Source organism: Streptomyces fragilis, from assembly GCF_003112515.1.
GTDB lineage: Bacteria > Actinomycetota > Actinomycetes > Streptomycetales > Streptomycetaceae > Streptomyces > Streptomyces fragilis.
This window is the reverse complement of sequence record NZ_BEVZ01000006.1, coordinates 13,987-37,662: the sequence shown is the minus strand read 5'-3', so window position 1 is coordinate 37,662 and position 23,676 is coordinate 13,987. Positions and strand designations below refer to the sequence as shown.

Here is a 23,676-nt window from a genome sequence, read left to right as displayed (position 1 = left end):
CGCCGCTCCGGTGGGGCACCCTCACCGGTACACGCAGACACCCGGGGGGAAATCTCATGGTCCACGCACTTCGCCCACGCCGTACCGCCGCCGCACTGGCCGCCCTCTCGCTCGGCGCCCTCCTGCTGACCGCGTGCGGCGGCGACGCCGACAAGGACACCGGGGCCGCCGCCACGTCGGCGGCCCCGTCCCCCGCGGGCAACGGCAAGCCCTCCGCCACGCCGTCGACGGCCGGCCCGAGCGACGGCGGCAGCACCGCCGGAGGTTCGCCGGACGACGGCACCCCGCCGCCGTCGAAGGCCGCGTCCGACGACGACCAGGACGGGGGCGTCGGCATGTGTGAGACGCACGACATGGCCTACAGAGTCACCGTCGCCTCCAAGGCCGCCCACCACGCGCTGCTGACCGCGGTGAACAAGGGTGACGCTCCCTGCCTGCTCGCGGTGAACGAGCTGGTGATCACCATCCCGGGTCTCGACGGTTCCGCCGAACACGTAGGCCCCGAGGACACGGACCGGATCGTCGAGCCCGGCGGGCGCGCGCACGCCGGGATCCGGTTCTCGCGCGGGGACGACGCGGGCGGCAAGAGCGCCGACAAGGTGGAGGTCGCCCTCACCGCCGCCGAGACGCCCGCCACGGTGCCGGTCGGCGACGGCCCCGTCACGGTCAACGACATGCTGGTGACCAGCTTCTTCACCACCGCCGAGGACGCCCTCTCGTACTGACCGACCGGGCCGCGGCGCGCTGAGCCCCTCCCTCCCGTCACGTCGTGGACGGCCGGCGGTGGCACCGCCTCCGGACACCGCTGCGCCGTCCGGGCGCGTGGCACGGGCGGCGCAAGACGGGTGGCGCAGGACGGGCGGCGCAGGACGGTGCGGTCAGGCCGTGAGGTAGGCCATGTCGGCGGCCACCCACTCGCCGCCCTTGCCGTACTGGGTGGAGATCATCACCTTGGTGCCCTCCGGCAGGTCTCCGGTCTTCCAGGGCGTGCAGTAGCCGGCGGCGTGGCCGGAGGTGTCCACCTCGCGGCGGTGGGTCACGTTGGAGTACGTGGTCAGCACCGCGCGCACGGCGTAACCGTCGGCGTTGGTGTCACAGACCCGGAGCGCGTCGCCCGGGACGCCGCCGCTGGGATCGGCCTGCCAGTAGGCCGTTCCCCGGCCGTCGATCGGGATCGCGGTGGCCGCCGATGCCGAGGTGGCGACGCCGAGCATCAGCCCGAAGCCCGCCGCCACGGTCCCCGCGGTCCGCAGCATCGTGTTGGTCCTCATGGGTTCCCCTTTGTGATCAGGTGTGATCAGGCGTGTGGTCAGCACTTCTCCGCGAAAGGCAGCCTGCCCAACCGGCGCGCGAGGGCCAAGCCGTCACGCGGTGTTCGGCGCGATGTGATCGCCGGGCTCCGGACCGGCCGGCACCCGGCCGCACGCCCTGCGGGGCGGTGACAGCGGTGTCCGCGGCGGTCATCGGTTCCGGAATCGGCCGTTTCGGCCGCCCCAGGATGGCTGATACACGCCCCTCCGGCCGGGTTCGACGCCGGCGATGCGGAGGTGCGCGAGGACGGTGCGGACGTCGATCGGTTCGCCGAATCCCGCACACAGGTGCTCGTCGCGTCCCGTACAGAGGTCTTGACCACTTGATTGGTCTGGACCATGCTGTGGCGCGCTTCACTCCGATCCCTCACCCCCGGAGGCAGTCGTGGACCGCACCAGACCTCTCACCCTGCTGCTGGTGGGCGCGCTCGCCGTCGGCGGGCTCACCGCGCTCACCCCGGCCGCCCAGGCCGCCGACTCCGAACTCGCCCGCAACGGCGGCTTCGAGGCCGGCCTGGACGGGTGGAGCTGCACGGCGGGCAGCGGCGCCGCCGTCGCCACCCCCGTGCACAGCGGCACCAGGGCGCTGCAGGCCACGCCGGCCGGCAGCGACAACGCCAAGTGCTCCCAGACCGTCACCGTGAAGCCGAACGCGACCTACACGCTGAGCGGCTGGGTCCGCGGCAGCTACGTGTACCTCGGCGTCAGCGGCACCGGCACCACCGACGGGTACGCCTGGACCCAGTCCGCCCCGGACTGGCAGAAGCTCGCCAAGACCTTCACCACCGGCGCGAACACCACCTCGGTCACCATGTACACCCACGGCTGGTACGGCACCCCCGCATACCAGGCCGACGACCTCTCCCTCCTCGGGCCCGGCGGCGACCCGGTCCAGATCCCCGCCGCCCCGACGGGCCTCGCCGCCGGCACCCCGACCGCCACCTCGGTGCCGCTCAGCTGGCCCGCCGTCGCGGGAGCCACCTCGTACAAGGTCTACCGGGGCGGGAGCCTGCTCGGCACCGCCACCGGCACCTCGTACACCGCCACCGGTCTCAGCCCGAGCACCGCGTACTCCTTCCAGGTCTCGGCGGTCAACAGCGCGGGCGAGTCCGCGAAGTCCGCGGCCGTCACCGCCACCACGGCCTCCGCAGGCGGCGGGGGAGGCGGCGGGCTGCCCACCCGCGCCCTCGTCGGCTACCTCCACTCCAGCTTCGCCAACGGCTCCGGCTACACCCGCATGGCCGACGTACCCGACTCCTGGGACGTCATCAACCTCGCCTTCGGCGAACCCACCTCGGTGACCTCGGGCGACATCCGCTTCAGCCTCTGCCCGGCCGCCGAGTGCCCCGGCGTCGAGTCACCCGCCGACTTCAAGGCCGCCATCAAGGCCAAGCAGGCCGCCGGCAAGAAGGTCCTCATCTCCATCGGCGGCCAGAACGGACAGGTCCAACTCACCACCCCGGCCGCCCGCGACACCTTCGTCTCCTCCGTCTCGAAGATCATCGACGAGTACGGGCTCGACGGCCTCGACATCGACTTCGAAGGCCACTCCCTCTCGCTCCAGACCGGCGACACCGACTTCCGCAACCCCACCAGCCCGGTCGTCGTCCACCTCATCCAGGCGATCAAGACCCTCAAGGCGAAGTACGGCGCGAAGTTCGTCCTGACCATGGCCCCGGAGACCTTCTTCGTCCAGCTCGGCTACCAGTTCTACGGCTCGGGTCCATGGGGCGGGCAGGACCCGCGCGCCGGCGCCTACCTGCCGGTCATCCACGCGCTGCGCGACGACCTCACCCTGCTCCACGTCCAGGACTACAACTCCGGCCCCATCATGGGCCTCGACAACCAGTACCACTCGATGGGCAGCGCAGACTTCCACATCGCCATGACCGACATGCTGCTCACCGGCTTCCCGGTCGCCGGCAACGCCGAGCGCTTCTTCCCCGGCCTGCGCCCCGACCAGGTGGCCATCGGCCTCCCCGCCTCCACCCAGGCGGGCAACGGTCACACCAGCCCCGCCGAGGTGAACAAGGCCCTGGACTGCCTCACCAAGAAGCAGAACTGCGGTTCCTACCAGACCCACGGCACCTGGTCGTCCCTGCGCGGCCTGATGACCTGGTCGATCAACTGGGACCGCTTCAACAACTGGGAGTTCAGCCGGAACTTCGATGGCTACACCTGGAGCTGACGGCGTTTCCCGCGGGGTGGCGGCTCGGCCCGTCACCCCGCGCTGCGGGCGGACCGGGGGCTGCGTGAGGCGCTGCCGGCCGAGCGGGGCGCGCGGAGGTGCCGCGAGGTGTCATGAGGTGGCGCGAGTGCCTCGGCCGAGTTCCTCGAGGAAGCGTCTCTGGTCGTCCAGGTATCCGTCCGCGAAGAGCGAGCGGGGCGAGAGGAGCGCGGTGAGCGTGATCTTGAGGTCCGACCGCTCGACGGACTGCTTGAGCAGTGCGTGGGTCGCGTCCGGGTAACGCCTGACCCTCAGTGCGCCGCCCGCGTCCAGCACCTCGTGGTAGGTGCGCTCGGTGTCGGTGGTGTCCACGTTGATGTCATGGCCCGCGAGGGCCAGCAGCACCGGTATGCCACGCAAGGCGTGGAGGTCCTGCGTGGCGTCCGCGGTGTAGTTCTTGGAGACGAAGCCCCAGCGGTCGGCGGTCATGCCGTCCGCGTCGCCGCCCATCGCCCTGACGTACTCCTCGAAGGTCGCACGGCGTTGCAGCAGCCGGCGGACCGTGTCGCTCTCGGCGACCTCCGCCTTGGTGCGGGACGCCGATGCGCCGTCGGCGCGCAGCTCGGCGAGGAGGTTGTAGCGGCCCTGCCGGAGCCAGTTGATCGCGGGCGAGACGGCGACGACGAAGCTCACGGGCGTCTTGGCGGCGATCTTCGGCAGGACCCAGCCCGCCTGGCTGGCGCCCCACAGTCCGATCCGGTCGCCGTCGATGTCCGTGCGGTCGCGGGCCCAGGCGATGGCGGCGGCTGCCTCGTCGGCCCGGTCGTCCATGGACTGGTCGAGCCAGTTCCCGGGCGCGCCCGCGACGCCGGGCTTGTCCCAGGACAGGGAGGCGTACCCGGCTGCGGCGTTCGCCTCCCACAAGGGCTTGTAACCGTCGTCGTGGGTGGCGTCGACAGGGCCGTCGCCGTGGACGTACACGACCAGGCCGTGGCGCTTGCGACCGTCCCTGGGGACGGCCAGTACGCCGTGGAGGGTGTGGCCGCCGCGGCGAATCGTGACCCGCTGCTCGTCCATGTCGTAGGAGTTCTGCCACAGCACCACACCGGCGAGGCCGACGGCCACGACCAGGACCGTGACGAGTGACCACACGGCGATGCGGAGCCCGCGGCGTCGGGGCTGGGTCTTCGGACACATGGGAGGACCGCCTCTGCTCGGGTTGGCAACAGATCAGGAAACTATCATTGCCCGAACGATCGTTGCCGATCTGATAGTTTCAGGGTCTTGGTCGCAGGGAGATGAGGAGGCGCGGCATGGGACTGGACGCGACAGGCCCCGGGGCCGGACCGGTGACGGTGCAGCGGGGCGTTCCGGCCGGAGCCGAGCGGCGGGTGGCCGAGCTGTACTGGGAGGCCTTCGGCCGCAAACTCGGTCCCGCGCTGAACCCGGCGGACAAGGCGGTGTCCTTCATCGCCGCCCACCTGAACACCGACCGAGCGGTCTGCGCCCTCCTCGACGGGCGGATCGTCGGCCTCGCCGGCTACCACCATGGCGGGCGAGCCCTCACCGGGGGGTCGGCCCGCGCCGTGCTGCGCGCCTACGGGCACCTACGGGGCCTGCACCGGCTCCTGCTCCTCGCCCTGTTCGAACGTCACCCGGTACCAGGGCAACTCCTCATGGACGGCATCGCCGTGGACCCGGAGATGCGGGGCCGCGGCGTGGGAAGCCTGCTCATCGAGGAAGTGGCCGCCGTCGCAGCGGAGCAGGACTGCCGGGAGCTGCGGCTGGACGTGATCGACACCAACCCGCGTGCCCGGGCCCTGTACGAGCGACGCGGCTTCACGGCCGCACGGACCGAGCACACGCCCTACCTGCGCGGGCTGTTCGGGTTCGGAGCGGTGACCACCATGTACCGTCCGGTCGCGAAGGGAAGGGTGGGTGGCCTGTGAGCGCCGGCACCGACCACGTCGACATTCCCACCCGCATGCTCGTGCACGCGCTGATCCGCGAGGACGGCACCGTCGGCGCGGACGAGCTGTACGCGGTGGCCAACACCCTGGGCATGAGCGACCAGCAGGTCCGGCTGTGCATCAAACGCCTGGTGAGCGAAGGCCGATTCACCCACGAAGGCCGGGGCCGGAAGGCGGAACTGCACGCGACGGCGGACACCGTGCGTACCCTCGCCCCCAACGCGGACTTCCTGCGGCACGCCTTCCAGCAGGACGCCGGGCTCGCGCCGTGGGACGGGGTGTGGCACCTGGCCGCTTTCGCGGTGCCCGAGTCGGCGCGCTCCTCCCGTGACGCTCTGCGAGAGACGCTGGTTGGCTTGGGTGGCGCCTTGCTGCAGGGCGGCCTGTATGTGTGTGCCAACACGTGGGAGCCGTATGTCGAGGAGGCGGCCCATCGTCTCGGCGCCCACGATGCGCTCACCCTTTTGACCACGACGGATCTGCGTAGGGGTGACGTCCGGGAGCCTGTTGAACTGGCGGGTCGGCTGTGGCCTGTGCAGGAGATCGCCGACCGCTACCACCGCCTCAGTCGTATCACCGAGCCCCGTCTCGCCCGGCTCACTGGGCCTGTCGAGCTCTCCCCGGCCGAACTACTCACCATCGCCGTGGAGTTGACGGCCGAGCTGACGCGGGCCATGGAGCCCGATCCGCTGCTTCCGCCTCAGCTCCTGCCCCATCCCTGGCCCGGCTCCCAAGCCCGGGAGCTCGTCGCCCGGGCCTGGACGGCCCTGACCGAACGCGGCCACGGTGAGACGCGCCCGGCACTGTTCCGTTTCTATTCCGACATCGCCCGGGAAAGGGCCGACCGGGCCGCGCACTGAAGGCGGCGTGGGGGTGTCAACGACATCCCCAAGCCTTCATCACCCTCGGCTGCGCCAGCATCTGCTGACGACGGCTGAAGGCCTGGTCAGTCCCTGGTGTGGGCGTCGTCGTTGCCGTCGAGGTCCGGTCCTTCAGTGGACAGCAGGTGTTCAGCGCCGCCTTCGAGGGCCTTGGCCGTCTCGGTGGAGCGGGGGAGCATGGTCTTCTCGTAAGTGCGGACCGCGTCGGCGACGGTGGTGGCGTTCACGAGAGCGAGGGCGAGTTCGCTGGCGTCGAGCATGGCGAGGTTGACGCCGACGCCGAGCGGAGGCATGAGGTGGGCGGCATCTCCGAGCAGGGTCACCGTCGGGTTGGGTTCCCACGTGTGCGGGACCGGGAGGGCGAAGATCGGACGGTCGACGTAGGGGCCGTCGTTATCGGTGATCATCCGGCGTAGGCGGGGCGACCAGTGGGCGTACTCGCCCAGGAGCAGGGCGCGGATGCCGTCGGTGTCCTCGACCGTCAGGCCGCTCGTGCTGATCCAGTCGACCGGGACGCGTTGGATGATGTAGACGCGGATGTGGTTTCCGCTGTTGCGCTGGGCGAACAGGCCGCGCTCACCGTCGGCTGTGTGGGCGCTGCCCCGGCCGACCAGCTCGGCCAGGTCCGGGTGCCGGTTCTCAACGTCTGAGAACCATGCTTCCAGGAAGCTCACCCCGGTGTATTCGGGGACGGCGGGGGACACGGCCGGGCGGACGCGGGAGGAGGCGCCGTCGGCGCCGATGACCAGATCGGTCTGGACGGCCGTGCCGTCGGTGAAGTGCAGTTGCCGCGGACCGTCGTCGGGTCCACTGATCGTGTCGACGGCGCGGCCCCAGCGCACGGTTGCTGGCTGCAGGGAGTCGAGTAGCAGGTTGCGCAGCTGACCACGGTCGATTTCCGGCTTGAAGAGTTCGTCGGGCGCCGGAACCTCATGGGACGTGATCGTGCCGCCCGGGTCCATCCGGCGCATTTCCTGCCCTTCGGGGCGGGCGAGTTCGAAGAACTCGTCGAGCAGACCGGCTTCGCGCAGGGCGATCTGGCCGTTGTCGGCGTGCAGGTCGAGGGTGCCGCCCTGGTTGCGGGCGTCGGGGCCCCGGTCGCGGTCGTAGACGGTGACCGCTATGCCGTGCTGCTGGAGAATGCGGGCGCAGGTCAAGCCGCCGGGGCCGGCGCCGATGACGCTGATGCGTGCCTGGGCGGGTTCTGGAGAGTTCATGGTTGTCCCTTTCGGTCGGCGAAGAGAGGCGAGCGGGCCGGGCAATCTCGACCTCGGCACCCACACCCGACGTGTCCCGCTGAGGGGCTCTCAGGTGAACAGGCCCGGCGCGGTGCAGACGATGACCAGGCCGACGAGGATGCGCCGCTCAGGTGCTCGCGCAGCCTCATAAAATCAGAGCACGTCTAAAAGTGCAACGACTCTACTTAGCGACTGACTCGACTATCGAGTAGGCTGTAGTCATGACCGTGCCCTCCATCAGCCGCCGCGACCGCAAGAAGGCGGCCACCCGGCAGGCGATCGCCGACGCCGCACTGCGACTCTTCCTGGAGCGCGGCTACGACCAGGTGAGCATCCGTGACATCGCCGACGCCGCCGACGTGTCGACCGCCACGGTGTTCAAGCACTTCAGCGGCAAGGAAGCGCTGGTGTTCGACGAGGACGACGACCGGGAGTCACAGCTGATCGCCGCGGTGCGGCAGCGCCGCTCCGATCAGAGCATCCTCGATGCCCTTCGCCAGCACGTCCTGAACACCTGGCCGTCGATCGAGGCACACCCTCAGGCGGCCGAGTTCACCCACCTGGTGAACTCGACGCCGGTGCTGCGCGCCTACGCCGAACGCATGTGGACCCGGTACACCGACAGCCTCAGCGCAGCCATCGCCGACGAGTACGGCGTAGGGCACGACGACCTCGCATGTGTGGCTCTTGCCCGATTCGTACTCGAGATCCCCGTGCTCGCTCGTAGCCGGCAGGACCGCCGGGCCGCCATCGAGGCACTCTTCGACATCCTCACCCACGGCTGGGAGCCGCCGAGCAAGCCGCCCGCGCCGTAGCACCTGGACCGCTTCCTGGACCCGTCCTCGACCACCGCGGGCGGGACCCGGCTCGGACAGGTGCTGCGTCCACACTGCCGGGCTCGGCATTCCCCCTGGAGCAGGTCAGGAAGTCTGCTGTCCATCAGCACGGCATCTGCCTCGCAGGTGCGGGCTGTCGCCTGCTCGACGCGAAACGCCCGGAGTCGCGGAGTCGTCTGCTCCATCCCGCTGTCCGTCCTCGTACGGCACGTGCGTCCCCTCCGACGTGTCCGTGAGGCGGCTGGCGAGGTGGTACGCGACGGTCACATCGCGGTATGTGTGGCCGGGGGACACCTGTCGGGCGAGGTTGATCCGGTCGCTCCGCGACAGCGACTCGCGTCTTCCGCTGCCGGGGAAGGAAACCTGGGTCCGTGGCGCCGTTGCGAAGCGCAGACGGTCGCCGCTGACGACCGCGTCGAAGGAGATGTCGGGGTCGGGGTCAGTGGCGGAGGTGCTGCCGGCGGCGGGCAGTGGAGGCTGGGTTCACGGAGGCTTGCCGCGCTTCTCGTTACGGCGGCTGGTGGAGCGCGTCGGGCGGGGCTCTTCAGTGCGTTGGCGGCGCCTGCGAGTGGAGGCCCCGGCCGAGTTCGGGGACCGGCGGGGGGTCCCTGTCGCCGCCTCCTCGGTGCCGGTCCCCTCCGTTGTGCGTCGGACTGTGCGCCGGGCAGCGCGGCCGGTCTCGCGGGCTGCATCGCCCGCGCCCTTGACCGCGCCTCCGGTCGACCGGGCTACCTCGCCGACGGCGTCCCCCGCGCTCCCGCCGACGTCCTCGGCCAGGTCGCCGACACCCTGCACCACCTCTCCGACAGCCTCACCGGTGCCGCGGCCCACCTCCTCGACCGCCGCCCCGGCGCTCCCGCCTACGTCCCGCACCGCGTAACCGGCCCCCTGGCCCACGTCCTGCACGGCCGAGCCGACGCGACGTGCCAGGTCCTCGACGATCTGCGGATTGCGGTCCAGCGTGGTGAGGACGCGGTTGATGATCATCGCCACGTTGTCCAGCCGGACCTTCAGCTGGGCTTGCGCCTCCACCCCGGAGATGCCGAGTTCGACCCGGCCGAGGGCGACATCGGCGCCCACGTTGAGCTTGACGAGGTCGAGGACCTCGGCCTGGAGGGAGACGTGGGCCCGTAGGTCCTCCACGTCGAGGTCGATCTCGTCCACCTTGAGCCGAGGGACGTCCAGGAAGACGTCCGGGCTGCGTTCCTCCGCAGGTCTCGCCGTCCTCGCGTCCGGGCTCGGAACGACGGCGCCTTCGTGGACGACTTCGCCGCCGACCGCTTCGGCCGATCCGTCGTCGTCGGGCCGCTGCGTCTCGCCGCCGTAGACCTCGTCGTCGTAAGGATCCCGCTCCTGCCCTCCGTCCGTCGAAGGGTCGGGGGAGTCATCGGCGTGCTGCATCATTGCGCCTCCGCGAGTTCGCCCGGGTTCCTTACGCTTTACTCCAGTCTGACGCGAACGGCGCCGGCACGAAGCCCGACCGGTGACCGCCATGCCGGGCCCCGATGCCCGAACAGCGGGATGAAGGGCCAGGCACGGAGGCCTCGCGGCAATTACGGCAGACGGGGCCGAAAGGGGGACGTCGGTCGTGTGAGGCCATCTGTCCCATGTCGTCAGAGGCCCGAACGGATGACTGGAAAGCCGGTCGCCGTGGCTGCCGCGGATCGTCACGCTGCGGCTGCCGGCCGCCCCTCCGATCGCGGACCGCGCCCGGCTGGCCGCCCGAGCAGATCCGAGTGCTGGGCCCGTTCTCGGCCGCCTCGGCGGCAGCCAGGCCCGCAGAGGTGCCGGCCACCGCTCTGCGCGGCGCCGCTTGACGGGGTCTCCACAACGGCGGGCGTGCGCCAGCAACCGGGCGCGCAGCGCCAGGATCGCGTGCTGGCTGATGCGTCCGCGGGCCACTCGCACCTGCCCGACCCCGGAGTCCGTCGGCCTCACAGCCCTGCCGGCCGACGCGACGGATCTGCCCCTGCCGTCCGACGCCACCTGCTCTTCTTCTCCCGGCCCGAGAACGCCCACCCCCATTCGGCAGGCCAGGTGGTGTACGTGCCCGCGGGCGTGGCCGTCACGGAGCGGGACAAGTAGGAGTCCTGGAACCCGGGGGACCTGGACCAGGACCGCGAGATGTTCGCCAGCTACCCCCAGGGACCGCTGCGCGCGAGTTTCGACCCGTCGCTCCCGTATCACGCGCGCGTCACCCTGCCGGGGGCACGGGACATCGTCTGCATTCCGGGACACCCCCGGGCTGAGGAACTCGTCGAGATCTGGAACGACATCGTGCTCGAAGGGACGCTCCAGATCGGGGGTTACTCGAACGAGGAGGTCGTCTACCTCGACCCGGTGGAGGACGCCGTGTCAGCCGCCGTGCAGGCGGTGAAGTTGGGCAGTTGGGACGGACCGGCCTCGGCCGACCCCGCGGACTGGGTCCTGCTCGCCGACTGGTTCGCCGGCGAGGACGTGGTGGGCTGGGAAGGCTCCACCGTGCACTGGGTGATCCAGCGCGAGGACCTGGCAGCGCGGCGTTTGGACCGGGCCTTCGCCAACGTCTTCTGGAACCCCTGACCGGGTCCGGCCGACCCCTCCCGCCCGTTCAGCCCCCGGCGGTTCCGCTGCCCAGGACGCGGCCGAGCCGCCGGGGACCTGCCTGGCATGCCTTCTGGGAGGCCGCCGGTACGGGGCGACACGCATACCGCCCCTCCCTCGACGGACCGGGGGCCCGGCCTTCTCGCGGGTGCCTGCCGGGGGCCGGAGACCTGTCAGGAAAGGGGGTGATGACGTCCTGGCTCCGGTGCCGATGGCGGGGGAACCCCACGCACGAGCTCGCCCACGAGTGCGGCGACCTGTTCCACCTCGATCAGGAAGCCGTCGTGACCGTAGGGGGACTCGATGAGCCGTAGATGGTCTGCCGTGGGGATGCCCGCCGCCAGCTCCGCCTGCTGCGACGGCGGATACAGACGGTCGGAGCCGACCCCGGCCACAAGCGTCCGGGCGGTCACCCGACGCAGGGCGGCCCGCACGCCACCGCGCCCGCGGCCGATGTCGTGGCTGTTCATGGCCTCGCACAGCGTGACGTAGCTGCCCGCGTCGAAACGGCCGGCCAGCTTGGCCGCGTGATGGTCGAGGTAGGACTCGACCTGGTATCGGCCGCCGTTATGAGGATCCTCCGTGCCCTGGGGCGAACGGCCGAAGCGGACCTGGAGCTCCGGCTCGCTGCGGTACGTGACGTGGGCGATCCGCCGGGCCAGGCCGAGTCCGGCGTGCGGGCCCCGGCCGGTGTCGTGGTAGTGGCCGCCGTGCCAGTGCGGATCGGAGCGGATGGCGCGCAGCTGGATGCCGGCCCAGGCGATCTGCTCGGCGCTCGCCGCGGCCGTCGTGGCGAGCAGCAGCAGCGCGTCCGTCCGTTCGGGATGCGACACCGCCCATTCCAGGGCACGCATCCCGCCCATCGAACCGCCCACCACCAGGGCCCACCGGTCGATGCCCAGCGCGTCGGCCAGGCCGGCCTCGGCCGCGACCTGATCGCGCTGTGTCAGGAACGGGAAGTCGCCGCCCCAGCGCCGGCCGGACGGGCCCGGGGAGGACGGCCCGGTACTGCCCTGGCAGCCGCCGAGCACGTTCGGCGCCACGACGAACCAGCGGTCCGTGTCCAGCGCCCTCCCGGGACCGATGATGCCGTCCCACCAGCCGGGGGTGGGATGGCCGGGCTCGGCGGGGCCGGCCACGTGGCTGTCGCCGGTCAGGGCGTGCAGCACCAGCACCGCGTTGGACCGGTCCGGTGCGAGCCGCCCCCAGGTCTCGAACGCCAGGCGCACGCCGGGTAGTTCACCACCCGCCTCCAAAGCGAGCGGCTTCTCCCGCTCGTACCACCGGCGGCGCCCGGGCGGGTCCCCCTCCTGCCAGGCCCCGGAGGCCGGCGGGAGGGGAACCTGGGACGGCGTCAGCACCGTGTTCAGGACGCGGCCTTCGCCGCGCGGAACCCGGCCTCCAGATCCGCCTTGAGGTCGGCGAGGTTCTCGATGCCGACCGAGAGGCGCACCAGGCCGGGCGCGGCGCCGGAGGCCGCCAGCTGCTCCTCGTCGAGCTGGCTGTGGGTGGTGGAGGCCGGATGGATGATGAGGCTGCGTACGTCTCCGATGTTGGCGAGGTGGCTGAACAGCTCGACGGCGTCCACGAACCGTTTGCCGGCTTCGATGCCGTCCCGCAGTTCGAAGGAGACGATCGCGCCCGCGCCGCGCGGGAGGTACTTCTGCCCGGCCTCGTACCAGCGGCTGGACGCCAGGCCCGGGTAGTGGACGACGGCGACCTCGTCGCGCTGTTCCAGCCATTCGGCGAGCGCCAGTGCGTTCGCCGAGTGCCGCTCGATGCGCAGGCTGAGCGTCTCCACGCCCTGCAGGAGCAGGAAGGCGGAGTGCGGGGAGAGGGCAGGACCGAGGTCACGCAGCAGCTGCACCCGCAGTTTGACGGCGTACGCGCCCGGACCGAGTGCCGGCCAGTACCGCAGGCCGTGGTAGCTGGGGTCGGGCTCGGTGAAGTCGGGGAACCGGTCGGGGTGCGCCCCGAAGTCGAACGTGCCGCCGTCGACGACGACACCGGCGATGGCCGTGCCGTGACCGCCCAGGAACTTGGTCGCCGAGTGCACGACGATGTCCGCGCCGTGCTCGATCGGTCGCAGCAGATAGGGAGTCGGCACGGTGTTGTCCACGATCAGCGGCACGCCCGCCTCGTGGGCGACGTCCGCGACCGCCCGCACGTCGAGGACGTTGCCACGGGGGTTGCCCAGTGCCTCGGCGAACAGTGCCTTGGTGTTCGGCCGGACTGCTGCCCGCCAGGCCCCGGCGTCGTCGGGGTCGTCCACGAAGGACACCTCGATGCCCAGCTTCGGCAGCGTGTGCCGGAACAGGTTGTAGGTGCCGCCGTACAGCGAGGCGCTGGAGACGATGTGGTCCCCGGAACTCGCCAGCGTCAGGATCGCCAGGGCTTCCGCGGCCTGGCCGGAGGACAGTGCCACCGCCGCGACCCCGCCCTCCAGCGCGGCGATCCGCTGCTCGAAGACGTCGTGGGTGGGGTTGTGGAGGCGTGTGTAGATGTTGCCGGGCTCGGCCAGTGAGAACAGGTCGGCGGCATGCCGGGTGTCACGGAACACGAACGACGTCGTCTGGTAGATCGGCGTCGCACGGGCCCCGGTCGTCGGGTCGGGCACGGCACCGGCGTGGACCTGCTGGGTCTCGAAGGACCAGGCCGGGGTGTCGGGCCCGGCGGGCTCGTCGTCGGGGGTGTGGCCGGCGGTCACGGAGTCGATGGGCTGGCTCATGGTTCTCCCTTGTACGGGTGCGGCGATGCGCGGAGGTACGGGAAGGCGAAGGAACCGCAGGCGGGGAGCACGTGCCCGGAAAACGGCAGCGGTCCGCGCGAAGCGGTGGGAAAGGCCTGGTCGGACGCCGGAGGGCGATCAGCTCACGGCGGAACAGCCCGTGGTGGTGACACGCACGTAGTCAACGTGGCGGCGGGTCACGAGCACGGTCATGGAGCCAGGCAACCATACAGAGGTGAGCGCGCGCCAGACCGAAGGGGAGGGTGTCTCACACATCGGGACGCATGGGATAACGGCTCCTGTCACGGCCGGAGTACCGGCTTGTGTCACCTGGCCTCGTAGGCTGGCCGGACGAGTCCAAGGCGAGGTGGAGGAAGGCGTCGTCGGCGGCGAGGGAGGGCTCAGCCCGAAGCCTCGCGGCTCGTGAACCAAAGGGCTGCTCCCGCTACGGCAACGGCAAGCCCCACAAGCAGGAAGGGGAGGCCGGGTCCGGGAAGAACGTACATCGCTGCTCCAACCAGGATGAGAGCGAGGCCGAGCAGCGTCACCACAACGCCGGCGAGGGACGGGGACACGCTGGCTCCTTCCTTCTTCCTCATCGCACCTCCCCGACTTGATAGCAAACTCGACGGCCGGGGTGACAACATGGTGAATCCCCTGGTGCACGGGTTTTGACCAAGGAGCCGTCCACCAGAGGCCTCACGTGCCTATCTACCTGTCGCGGTGTTGACGTGTCTAGTTCCGCCTCCCGCTGGACCGTGCGAGCAAAATCCGCAGCCAAGGAGGACAGCGGTACGGGCTGGCCTCGGCCTTCCCATCACTCCCGGGGCTCAACCAAGCAGCTCCAGTCCATTCCAGCTGCGTTCGCCGCCCGTCGCCCACGCATCCAGTAGCTGCCGGGCCTCGGTCTCAGGGGCGGCCAGCCAGACAGTCTGTGAGCCGCCGTGTGTCGGCACGCCGGCCTCATCCCAGTCGACCCGCCCCTCGCTGTAGCATGCGCACAGCATGTGGAAGCTGCTCGCCGGCTCGGCACCGAAGTCCTGCGCGAAGAACGAAGCCACCAAGGCATCGACGTCGGACGCATCCGCTGCGTTCACGGTCGCATGCAGCGTCGGCAGCGGAGATGCCTCGAAGAGCAGCAATTCGTCGAAGACAGCGACACTCTGGCCGTTGTACGTCCGCTCGCCAGTCGGCTCCCCATCGTGCACCACGATCTCCCCGAAGCGCCGGCCCTTCGTGGCAGGGACGTTCATTACGCGCCCTCGCGTCGGGCACAGCCGCTGGATCCAGACCACCTCGCGCTCGCCACCCGTGTCCAGCCTTACGCACGCGGGGCCGAAGGCGCCGTTGATTTCCCCCTCACCCTCCGGCATCGGAACCCCGAAGCCCTCCCAAGCGTCACGGGCGGTCGACCAGTCACGCTGGATCGTGGCAGCGACTCCCAGGTTCCAGAACGCCGGGTCCTGCTCGCCGCGCGGCGAGCGGGCGGCAGCCTCACGGCCGAGTTCGTATGCCTTCGCCCAGTTACGCAGAAACTTGTACGCCAGCGCCGCGTCGTACCACCACGCCGCACTGGGGCCCTCATCCGGATAGTGAGCAAGGACCTGCTCGTACAGCTCGGCGGAACGCAGCCACTCCTCCGCATCCCACATCTCGCGAGCTTGTTCCAGCAACCGCTTCGCCTCGGACTTGTCCACGCCCCTGTCCCTCCCTGTGACCAGGCAGGGAGTCTCGCACGGCGACTGAAGAGGGCTGGAAGGGGGTGCCGAAACGGTTGCGCGCAGGGGAATGGTGCACGGGTACGACCAGATCCGCGACCAGCAAGGTCAGAGGCCGGTAGCGAAAAGCACCACCGGCCTCTGACCTGGCCCTTCTTCAGCATCGGGGCGGCGGGATTTGACGGGTCCTGTCACCAGTGGCATGACCTCTTCGTCCCTAAGCACCGTGGACAGGTGTCAGCTCTCGGGATGCGGGGCCTCTCACCCGCGTTCTCCAGGCGGCCGTCCAACCGAAGCGCCCTTCCAAGCCGTCAGGGCTGAGGTACACAGTCCCGGCGCCGCCTCCGAAATTGAGGAAGTACAACCCGCTGTCGCCGGCGCAGCGGAAGGAGAAGAAGAACCGCCACGGCGCCTTCCGCGCGCCTACGGGGCAGTCGCGTGCCGCGCCGCCGTGGAGGTCACCGGACCGCTGACCTGACGCTGCTGCCACCGGGCCGGTCCGCACCGGCCGGTCCGGTGGCAGCCCTCACGCGTCAGAGCCGGCTCAGCCGTTCGGTCACCTTCTTGGACTGGTAGTCCACGACCGCGGCATCGAGCTTGGACGGCTTGCCGTCCAGCATCCCCGCCATGTTCATGGTCATGTAGGAGACCACGTTGTTCCCGTGGCGGACCACCTGGCAGTGCGTCACGGCCGGTGGACCGACCTGCTTGACCGACGGGGAGGCCACGGCGAAGGCGATGGTCTCGTCGGAGCCCTCTGCCGGGGCGTCCTTCTCGTCCCTGACCTCGAGGATTTGTGTCTCCTCCTCGCCGGGCAGGGTGTAGTAGAACCCCCAATACCCCCTCGTGCACTCCTCCACTGCGTCGGTCACCTTCTTCATGGCCTGCTCGGCGTCGTTCCCGCTGTAGGTGGCAAGGGTGACCGCGGTGCTGTCGAGCGCCATGATGTCCTTGAGGCTGAGGTCCGGCACTCCTCCGTCGGCCGCGGGCTCGACGTCGGGGATCTCCGCGGCGGTGCGGATGACGTGTGCCTTCGCGTCGCCCACCGGGGCCAGGCTGATCACCTGTACGAGCGGCTTGCACTCCTTGTTGCCGCGGATCTGCACGTCGTCCCATGAACCGTGGAACAGCTGGTCCGTGGGCGCTTCCCGGACCTTGTACATCGGCAGGTCGCCGTCCACCAAGGCCAGTGCGTCGAGCTTCTTCTGGCTGAGGGCCCTGACCTCAGGGCTCGCGGACGCGGAGGGCGACGCTGGACGGGACGGCTTCGCGGCCGTGCCGTCGGCGCAGCCCGTCAGTAAGGTCAGGGACAGCGCGCAGACAAGGGTGAGGGCACCCGGACGCGCCCACGAGGAGTTGTTCACCGTTGGACTATGAGGTGTTTCTTCACAAACGGTCAAGGGCGTTCCGTGCAGCCCGGCGGCGGGCCGTCACAGACGCCGGTACCGACTACGCCACGAACGCCGCCCCGAGCGTCGAGGAACGCGGTCCCGCCCATGATGTACGGCGTCGTGTCGAAGGCGCTGGTGTCGGCGAGCTCGGCGCCGTCGGCCTGGGAGCGGACCGTGGTCGATGTCGAGGCGGTGGTGTCGGAGACGGTGGTCATGGTGTGCACCCCGAAGGCGCCGTCCGCGGCTGCCGCATGCCGCATGCAGCTGCGGCTGGCGCTGCAGCCACGAATGGGCGGTGGTCAGCGTTTGACGCGGCTGCGGACGGCGAGGACGGCCAGGCCGAGGAGTACGGGTTCGGCCAGGCGGGAGGTCATCTCGGTGTAGGTGCCGGTGGTGGTGAGGGCCTGTCCGGAGGAGCGGAAGATCACCGAGTTGATCACTACTCGCAGACTCTTCTCGAACCGTTCGGTGGTGACTCGTTCGGCCAGCGGACCGCTGGGGTTGACCGGTTCGGGGGTGTCGGTGATGAGAATGACCTTCTGTCCGGCGGCGACCTGTCGGCCGGTGGTGGTCGGCTTCGGATCGTCGGCGGGCAGGCCCCATAGCATCATCACCGCGACAGTGATGGTCATGGCCGCCCCCAGCCAGACCAGCGCGCGGGTGGTGCGCAGCCCGTACCCGGACAGGGCCCAGTAGGCAGTCAGCAGCGCTCGCTCTCCCCGGGGCCGTCCGGGGTCGTGGCGGCGCATCTCGCATTCGCCGTAGTAGAAGTCGGCTGCGTCCGGCTCGTTCTTGCCGTCCTCCAACGACTTACGCAGCTGCCGGTACAGCACCGCCACCGTCGCCGGCTTCAGCTCGGGAGCATCCGACGGCAGGCCGGTCGAGGCAAGGGCGGTGTCCGAGTCGGGGCGGCCATTGGCGCGTACCCGCCAGTGATGTTCCTCGACCAGTATGTTGCGCCGGCTCCACCGCCAGGGGAATCCCCAGCCCCACCCCTGGCCGGGGGCGGTGTCGAAGGTGCACCAGCCGTCGACCTTCAGCTGGTCGAGATGGATGGCGCCGGCGAACCGGCACTCGCTCAGGTCGATGTCGTGCAGCGCCAGGTGGGCGGCGTCCACTCCGCCCACGGTCGTCAGGCGCACGCCGGGTCCCCGACCGGACAACTTCGCTTCTGGCAGCACCTGAGTCGGGTTGGCGCTGTACAGGGGGAAGGGGGTGGGGCGGGCGGCGACCAGCACCGGGTATTCGAAGACCGCGTCTCGCAGGTCCAGATCGGCGTAGCGCAGGTGCAGCGTCGCGGTTGCCGCCCAACGGGTGCGCGCACAGCTCACCTGACGGGCGGCTATCTCTACCGTCACCGGCTGCTGGAACACCGCAGCGTCCAATACCACCTGCTCACCGCACACCAGCGGTCCCAGGCGAGGGGCCACTTCGAACCGCGCCCCGCGGAACTGGGCGTCACCGGAGAAGGACGCCCCTTCGAACTGGGCGTCACCGGAGAAGGACGCCCCTTCGAACTGGGCGTCGCCGGAGAAGGACGCCTTGTCGAACCGGGCGTCACTGGAGAAGGACACCCCGCGGAACTGGGCGTCACCGGAAAACGACGCCTCGTCGAACCGGGCACCACGGGAGAAGCACGCCCCGTGAAACTGCGCGCCGCCGGAGAAGATCGCCCCGTCGAACCGGGCGTCACCGAAGAAGGTTGCCCCGTCGAAACGGGCGACGCCGAACTGGGGCTCACCGGTGCTGGGATCGGACACGGCGGCGAGCAACTGATCCAGCAGCTGAGGGATGAAGGGGGTGCCACGATGGTCGATGTCGGCGCCGGGTGACAGAGCCTCAAGGTAGGCGGCGCGGTCGGCCTCCTCCAGGTGGGCCAGGCAGGCAGCATGGTCACCTACGCGGATGCCGCGGCAGCCGATCCGATCGGCCGACGTGGCGTCGTGGCCACAGTGAGGCCACGACGGCGGAATGGTGAATGGCGGTTCGGGCGCAGCGGACGTCATGCCCCAAGGACGTGCCAAGGCCATCAGGCAGTTGCCACGCCAACGTTCTCGACCGCTTGCGCGCCTGTCAGCAGCCTGTTCGCCCCCTCCGCGGCCTGTTCCGGCCTCTTCCGGCCGCCCATGCCGGCGCCGGCCGAGCCGCCGACGTCACCGGAGGAGAGCTCGGCCTGTTCCCGCCGTCTGTTCCGGCGGCGCATCCGACGCTTTCGGCGCGGGATTCCATCTCCACGCTCCCGTCATTCCGCCCCGATGGGCAGAACCCACGTCGGACTCTACGGTTCGCACGGGGTCGCCCAGCTGATCAGAGAGGCTGGTGAGGTGCCGCGAGTGTGTCCTGGAGTACCTTCTCGAGCGTGACGCGGGCCAGTTCGTGTCTCAGGGTCTCCTCGATGTCCTGGTAGATGCCCCGCATTGCCGGCTGGATGCCGTGGCCCACCACGCATCCCTGGTCCGGGGTGGTGCGGTGCATCGCGAACAACGGGCCGGGTTCCACTGCCTCGTACACGTCGAGCAGGGTCATCGTCCCCAGCTCGCGCGCCAGCGACCAGCCCGCGCCCACGCCCCGCCGGGACTCCACGAGCCCGGCCCGGCGCAGCTCGCCGAGCAGCCGCCTGATCACCACGGGGTTGGTGTTCGCGCTGGTCGCGATCTGCTCGGAGGTGGCGACCTCGTGGCCCTGGCGCTGGTAGAGGCCGATCCAGGCCAGCGCATGGGCGGCAATGGTCAGCCTGCTGTTGGCGCTCATGATCCCTCCTCCGGTCGCAACACTCCATGTTACGACAGCGCAGTCGTAACAGTGAAAGTTGCGACAGTCGGTCGTAACGATTATCGTTACGACAGCCGGGGGGCAATCAATGACAAGCGCGCATCGTGAGCGTGTTGCGAACTCAAAGGAGAAAAGGAATGAAAAGTAACGAAAAGACCATTCGCGAGGCTTACCGGCTCGCGGAAGGGGACGTTCTCGACGGTGACGGTTTCCTGGCCTTGTTCGCCGAGGACGGGTCGTTCAACGACATGTCGACCTCACAGAGTTTCCGCGGAAAGCAGATTCCTCAGGTGATCGCGGGCCTCGCCCGCTCGTTCCCCGATGTGCACCGCGAGCTGCTCGAGGTGCGTGCGTTCGGTGATGTCGTCGCCGTCGAGTTGCGAATCCAGGGCACGCATCTCGGAGGGTTTCCGACTCCGGTCGGCGAGATCCCACCGACCGGGAACCGGATCGACGTGCCGGCGGCGGACCTCTGGTACCTCCGTGACGGAAAGGTCGAAAGGTTCAATTGCTACAACTCGATGAGCGTGTGGCTTGATCAAATCGGGGTCCACCCCGACTTCAAGTCCGCAGTCGAAGCCACCGCGACGGCGTAGTCCTGCCGGTCAGCGCCGAGTATGCGACAAGGCACTCCCTTCTTCGGGCCGCATACCCGGCGCTGTTTCTTAAACAAAGTCGTTGTTCGCACCCAACCGCCGACACGATCCGGCATGCCGACTCATCGAGTATCAGCAGCCCTGGCCGGCAGGTAGGGCAGCGACCCACATCGAGTGACGTTCGCCGGGCCCGCCTACACGAGACACGCGACTTGCGACGAGACCCCGCCCTGAAGAGCACCTTGCGGAGTGGTACCCGACCTTCGACATCGGGGGCTTCCTTCTGGTCCGGCTCCCTGAGCCAGGCGAGCAATGCCGCCTTCTGCAGGGCACCCTTGCCACCCTTGAAGTGCTCTCTGCTGCCTGGTTGGAACCCCGACTCGGGTTGCTGGCCCACCCAGCTCCCGGTGGCCTGCTGCCCTGGGGGAGTCGTGCGACAGTGACAAGTTCATGTGGAGAACGACAGGCCCGACTCCGCAGGACTGGGTCGTCACGGTTGCTTCTCGCGGCGGGGCCTGGTGGCACTACGGTGGCGGCGCGGTCCAGTTCCTCGCGAAATAGTGCACCGGGAAGCTGGAACCCTGGGGGCTGCCGCCGATCGACCTGGAGATCCTCCCAAGCTGATCGGCCCGCGGAGAGTTGTCCGTCGGTGAGGCGCCGGTATCAAATGGAGGCTGCGGCGATACCGACAAAGGCGAGGAAGTGTTCGGCCTTGCGTTTGTATCGACGGTGGAGCCGTCTCGGCAGTCGTCCAGCCAGGACACGGTTCTCTCGACCACCCAGCGATGTCGGCCCAACCGCTGTGAGGACTCGATGCCTTTGTGTGCGATGCGGTGGCGGATTCCCCGCGCGTGGAGCCATCGCCGCAGGTGGTCGTAGTCGTATCCCTTGTCGGCGTGCAGTTTCGCCGGCAGTCGGCGTCGGGGACCGCGAGGGGAGCGAATGGGCGGGATGCCCTGCACAAGTGGAACGGGCCCTGGCTGTCGTGCATGTTCGCATCGGAGATGCCCAGGGACAGAGGCAGTCCGTTCTTGTCGGTGACCAGGTGGATCTTCGATCCCAGCTGGCCGCTCGGTCGGATGCGGTCCGGTCAGTGGCCCCCTTTTGCGGCCCGCACGCTGACCGAGTCGATCGCGCACCGCGACCAGTCCAGCTCACCTCAAAGCACCGAGTTCGTCGAGGTGATCCGGTGGACTCGGGTCCTGGAGGCCGAGCACCGCCGCCGTGTCGCCGAGGACACTCGCGCCGCCGAACGCGCCCGCATTGCGCGTGAACTCCACGACGTGGTGACCCACCACGTGACGGGCGCCGCCTCGAGTCGTCAATGAACCGTTCTCGTCCTGAATAGGTGCAGGTCAGCAGGGTGTGGATGGCTTGGACGGCTGTGCCGATGCGGCGTGGCACAGCGGGCTCGTCGCAGGAGCCGCCAGGTTTTGCGTTGGGCGAAGGCGCGTTCGCCGGGGGGTCGGAGTCGGGCGTGGTCGCGGTTGAACTGCTGGTAGTGCTCGGGTTGTTCGCTGTGGTGGTAGTGCGGGGTGCGGAAGGTGGCCTCGGCATTTTGGTAGGTGCGGTCGGCGAGTACGAGGATCTGCCGGGTCAGGCACGCGTGGACAATGCCGTGGGCACGAGCCGCAGTGAGGTCGTAGGTGCGTCCCGGTGCCGCGCGGGAGAACCACAGCGGGGTGACGTCCGGGCGTGCGACTACCTTGCACGACCAGCAGCGTCACCTACGAACCGGCATGGGCAGTGTCCCTGCAGCTTCGCAGTTCGTAGAACTGACCCGCCAACCGAGCCCATGTGATCATCTTCTCGCTTCCTGCCACCGCAGGTCAGAGAGCCAGAGGAACTTCTGCAACCTGCAACCCGCTTGAGACGACATGTCGTCCGGCTTTGTCGCTCGTCCGTCTCGGATGGACGCAACGGCCGCCGGTCGAGCACTCACTACTGCCTCAGGTTCAGGCTTCCCTGTCACTTCACATGTGTCGGGAGTCACGACAGATGCAAAACCTGCCGACCGTGCGCGACGTCTTGTGGGTGTGAGATCAGGCAGAAAGGCACTGGGCGAGCTGGATGAGGAAGGTCTCGTCCGGCTGGTGGCCAAGGGTGACCGTGTCGCGTTCGAGGAGCTGTACCGGCGTACGTCGCCGTGGATGGCGGTTCGGCTGCGGCGTCGGTGCGCGGACGAGCAGATTGTCGCCGAGGTGATGCAGGAAACGTATCTGGCGGTGTGGCGCGCGGCGGGGGCGTTCGCCGGGACGGCGGTCGGGGGGACGGCCGTGGGCTGGCTGTGGACGATCGCGGCGCGTCGGCTCGTCGATGCGTTCCGGCGCAGGGCCCACCACGCTGAGCCGCCACCTGCGGCGGCCTCGCGGTCCTTGGCGCCCGCTGCCGAGGAGGAGGTGCTTGCGGCGAGTGTCGGTGGTGACGTCGGGGACGCGCTGCGGCGCCTCGCGCCGGAGCTCAGACAGGTACTGCAGGCCATGGTGCTCGACGGGCTGACCGTCCGGGAGACCGCGGTCCTGCTCGGGGTGCCCGAGGGCACGGTCAAGACCCGGGCTCGTCGGGCCCGGATTGCGATGCGGAAGGCGCTGGCATGAGCGTGGAACACGCGTCGATGCGGATCATCAGCGGATATGCGCGCGGTGACACGGACATCGCCGTCGACGAGGTGTGGGCCCTGGAGGCCCATCTGGAGATGTGCCGGGTGTGCCGGGACCGGTTGTCGGCCGCCGTCGCGACGCGGGCGCCGGCCGTGGTGGCGCTGATCGACACTGTCTGGTCCGACCTCGGGCCCCAGTTGGCCGCCGCGACAGCGATGCGGCGGCGGTGCTGGTTGCCGCGACCGGCGAGGTTGCTGACACCCGCGACGGTGCCGTGGCTGGCCATGGTGGTGAGCGTGACACTGCTTGCGCTGCTGCTCGATCTGGCCGGCGCCGGTGCCAGGTTCGGCTCCGGTGAGGTGTCCTTGATGCTGCTGCTCGCCCCGGTCCTGCCCGTGCTCGGCGTCGCGGCATCCTGGTCGCGCGGCCTGGATCCGGCGTACGAGCTGACGGTCTCCGCGCCGAGGGCGGGGCTGTACCTGGTGCTGCGGCGCACCGTGTCCGTGCTCGCCGTCGTCGTTCCCGCGCTGTTCCTGGGCGGATACGTGGCGGGGGTTTCCGGGATGACGGCCGTGCAGTGGCTGCTGCCTTGTCTGGCCTTCACCTCGACGACCTTGGCGTTGGGCGGTGTCATCGGCGTGACGCGCGCCGCCGTCGCGCTGGTCGCCGTGTGGGTGGCCGTCGTCGTGGCGCCGACGCTGGCCGCCAGCCGTTCGACCTTTGCCCTGCAGACGGGCGGTCTGCCCGTGTGGGCGCTGATCCTCGCGCTCGGCACCGGTGTTGTGCTCGCCCGTAAGGGCGCGTACTCCGCACTGGGAGCCCACCGTTGACGACCGGAGAGTCCGCCGGGACGGACACCTCGTCAACCACCGGAAACGACATCGGA

The 23,676-nt window shown here is 69.7% G+C and carries 21 protein-coding genes and 2 pseudogenes; 10 read left to right on the top strand and 13 right to left on the bottom strand.

Annotated elements, in window-relative coordinates; translation table 11 throughout:
* Positions 1-56 precede the first annotated feature (56 nt).
* Positions 57-725, top strand: coding sequence for a DUF4232 domain-containing protein (locus Sfr03f_RS21000; RefSeq protein ID WP_108955545.1), 669 nt, complete (start codon positions 57-59; stop codon positions 723-725).
* A 153-nt stretch (positions 726-878) separates the two neighbouring features.
* Here the strand turns inward: Sfr03f_RS21000 and Sfr03f_RS20995 are convergent, their stop codons facing one another.
* Positions 879-1,271, bottom strand: coding sequence for a hypothetical protein (locus Sfr03f_RS20995; RefSeq protein WP_159105694.1), 393 nt, complete (start codon positions 1,269-1,271; stop codon positions 879-881).
* A gap of 424 nt (positions 1,272-1,695) precedes the next feature.
* Between Sfr03f_RS20995 and Sfr03f_RS20990 the strand changes: the two genes are divergently transcribed.
* Positions 1,696-3,498, top strand: a complete 1,803-nt coding sequence (locus tag Sfr03f_RS20990; protein WP_108955543.1) for a chitinase — start codon at positions 1,696-1,698, stop codon at positions 3,496-3,498.
* Between the two features lie 111 nt (positions 3,499-3,609).
* Here the strand turns inward: Sfr03f_RS20990 and Sfr03f_RS20985 are convergent, their stop codons facing one another.
* Positions 3,610-4,674, bottom strand: coding sequence for an alpha/beta hydrolase family protein (locus tag Sfr03f_RS20985; protein WP_108955542.1), 1,065 nt, complete (start codon positions 4,672-4,674; stop codon positions 3,610-3,612).
* Positions 4,675-4,790: 116 nt separating this feature from the next.
* On the opposite strand from Sfr03f_RS20985, the gene Sfr03f_RS20980 reads away from it, so the two are divergent.
* Both Sfr03f_RS20980 and Sfr03f_RS20975 read left to right on the top strand, forming a co-directional pair.
* Positions 4,791-5,426, top strand: coding sequence for a GNAT family N-acetyltransferase (locus tag Sfr03f_RS20980; RefSeq protein WP_108955541.1), 636 nt, complete (start codon positions 4,791-4,793; stop codon positions 5,424-5,426).
* A gap of 35 nt (positions 5,427-5,461) precedes the next feature.
* A complete protein-coding gene (locus tag Sfr03f_RS20975) occupies positions 5,462-6,307 on the top strand; it encodes a PaaX family transcriptional regulator C-terminal domain-containing protein (RefSeq protein ID WP_108955963.1) in 846 nt (281 codons plus the stop codon).
* Positions 6,308-6,393: 86 nt separating this feature from the next.
* Here Sfr03f_RS20975 and Sfr03f_RS20970 read toward each other — a convergent pair whose 3' ends face one another.
* Positions 6,394-7,545 carry an FAD-dependent oxidoreductase gene (locus Sfr03f_RS20970; RefSeq protein WP_108955540.1) on the bottom strand — a complete coding sequence of 384 codons (1,152 nt, stop codon included), beginning with the start codon at positions 7,543-7,545 and terminating at the stop codon, positions 6,394-6,396.
* 242 nt (positions 7,546-7,787) lie between these two features.
* Between Sfr03f_RS20970 and Sfr03f_RS20965 the strand changes: the two genes are divergently transcribed.
* Positions 7,788-8,381, top strand: coding sequence for a TetR/AcrR family transcriptional regulator (locus tag Sfr03f_RS20965; protein WP_108955539.1), 594 nt, complete (start codon positions 7,788-7,790; stop codon positions 8,379-8,381).
* Between the two features lie 504 nt (positions 8,382-8,885).
* Here Sfr03f_RS20965 and Sfr03f_RS31315 read toward each other — a convergent pair.
* Positions 8,886-9,806, bottom strand: a complete 921-nt coding sequence (locus Sfr03f_RS31315) for a hypothetical protein (protein WP_245967679.1) — start codon at positions 9,804-9,806, stop codon at positions 8,886-8,888.
* A gap of 720 nt (positions 9,807-10,526) precedes the next feature.
* Here Sfr03f_RS31315 and Sfr03f_RS20950 point away from each other — a divergent pair.
* Positions 10,527-10,964, top strand: coding sequence for a hypothetical protein (locus Sfr03f_RS20950; protein ID WP_108955538.1), 438 nt, complete (start codon positions 10,527-10,529; stop codon positions 10,962-10,964).
* Positions 10,965-11,158: 194 nt separating this feature from the next.
* On the opposite strand, the gene metX is transcribed toward Sfr03f_RS20950, so the two are convergent.
* The 7 genes from metX to Sfr03f_RS20910 all read right to left on the bottom strand — a co-directional run bounded on the left by metX (position 11,159) and on the right by Sfr03f_RS20910 (position 19,573).
* Entirely contained in the window at positions 11,159-12,355 is a 1,197-nt protein-coding gene (gene metX, locus Sfr03f_RS20945; RefSeq protein ID WP_174721639.1) for a homoserine O-acetyltransferase MetX, read from the bottom strand.
* Entirely contained in the window at positions 12,352-13,713 is a 1,362-nt protein-coding gene (locus tag Sfr03f_RS20940) for a bifunctional o-acetylhomoserine/o-acetylserine sulfhydrylase (protein WP_108955537.1), read from the bottom strand. Before Sfr03f_RS20940 ends, metX begins: the two co-directional genes overlap by 4 nt.
* Before the next feature lie 830 nt (positions 13,714-14,543).
* Complete coding sequence (locus Sfr03f_RS20930) at positions 14,544-15,410, bottom strand: tetratricopeptide repeat protein (protein ID WP_108955535.1); 867 nt, start codon at positions 15,408-15,410, stop codon at positions 14,544-14,546.
* A gap of 554 nt (positions 15,411-15,964) precedes the next feature.
* Positions 15,965-16,795: a hypothetical protein gene (locus Sfr03f_RS20925; RefSeq protein ID WP_159105693.1), complete on the bottom strand. Its 831-nt coding sequence runs from the start codon at positions 16,793-16,795 to the stop codon at positions 15,965-15,967.
* 32 nt (positions 16,796-16,827) lie between these two features.
* Entirely contained in the window at positions 16,828-17,037 is a 210-nt protein-coding gene (locus tag Sfr03f_RS30690; RefSeq protein ID WP_170145127.1) for a hypothetical protein, read from the bottom strand.
* A gap of 84 nt (positions 17,038-17,121) precedes the next feature.
* A complete protein-coding gene (locus Sfr03f_RS20915; protein WP_108955532.1) occupies positions 17,122-18,828 on the bottom strand; it encodes a pentapeptide repeat-containing protein in 1,707 nt (568 codons plus the stop codon).
* A 301-nt stretch (positions 18,829-19,129) separates the two neighbouring features.
* The gene (locus tag Sfr03f_RS20910) at positions 19,130-19,573 is read right to left on the bottom strand and encodes an Rrf2 family transcriptional regulator (protein ID WP_108955531.1); all 444 of its coding nucleotides are present in this window, start codon (positions 19,571-19,573) and stop codon (positions 19,130-19,132) included.
* Positions 19,574-19,731: 158 nt separating this feature from the next.
* Between Sfr03f_RS20910 and Sfr03f_RS20905 the strand changes: the two genes are divergently transcribed.
* Complete coding sequence (locus Sfr03f_RS20905) at positions 19,732-20,190, top strand: nuclear transport factor 2 family protein (RefSeq protein WP_108955530.1); 459 nt, start codon at positions 19,732-19,734, stop codon at positions 20,188-20,190.
* A gap of 663 nt (positions 20,191-20,853) precedes the next feature.
* Here the strand turns inward: Sfr03f_RS20905 and Sfr03f_RS20900 are convergent.
* Positions 20,854-21,371, bottom strand: a pseudogene (locus Sfr03f_RS20900) (IS5 family transposase); the annotation flags it as partial.
* On the opposite strand from Sfr03f_RS20900, the gene Sfr03f_RS20895 reads away from it, so the two are divergent.
* Positions 21,372-21,518 carry a histidine kinase gene (locus Sfr03f_RS20895; protein ID WP_281262850.1) on the top strand — a complete coding sequence of 49 codons (147 nt, stop codon included), beginning with the start codon at positions 21,372-21,374 and terminating at the stop codon, positions 21,516-21,518.
* Positions 21,519-21,528: 10 nt separating this feature from the next.
* Here the strand turns inward: Sfr03f_RS20895 and Sfr03f_RS20890 are convergent.
* Positions 21,529-21,898 (bottom strand): annotated as a pseudogene (locus Sfr03f_RS20890) (transposase family protein); the annotation flags it as partial.
* Between the two features lie 328 nt (positions 21,899-22,226).
* On the opposite strand from Sfr03f_RS20890, the gene Sfr03f_RS20885 reads away from it, so the two are divergent.
* Both Sfr03f_RS20885 and Sfr03f_RS20880 read left to right on the top strand, forming a co-directional pair.
* Positions 22,227-22,787: an RNA polymerase sigma factor gene (locus Sfr03f_RS20885; RefSeq protein ID WP_277351012.1), complete on the top strand. Its 561-nt coding sequence runs from the start codon at positions 22,227-22,229 to the stop codon at positions 22,785-22,787.
* Positions 22,784-23,620: a hypothetical protein gene (locus Sfr03f_RS20880; protein ID WP_108955528.1), complete on the top strand. Its 837-nt coding sequence runs from the start codon at positions 22,784-22,786 to the stop codon at positions 23,618-23,620. Before Sfr03f_RS20885 ends, Sfr03f_RS20880 begins: the two co-directional genes overlap by 4 nt.
* Positions 23,621-23,676 lie beyond the last annotated feature (56 nt).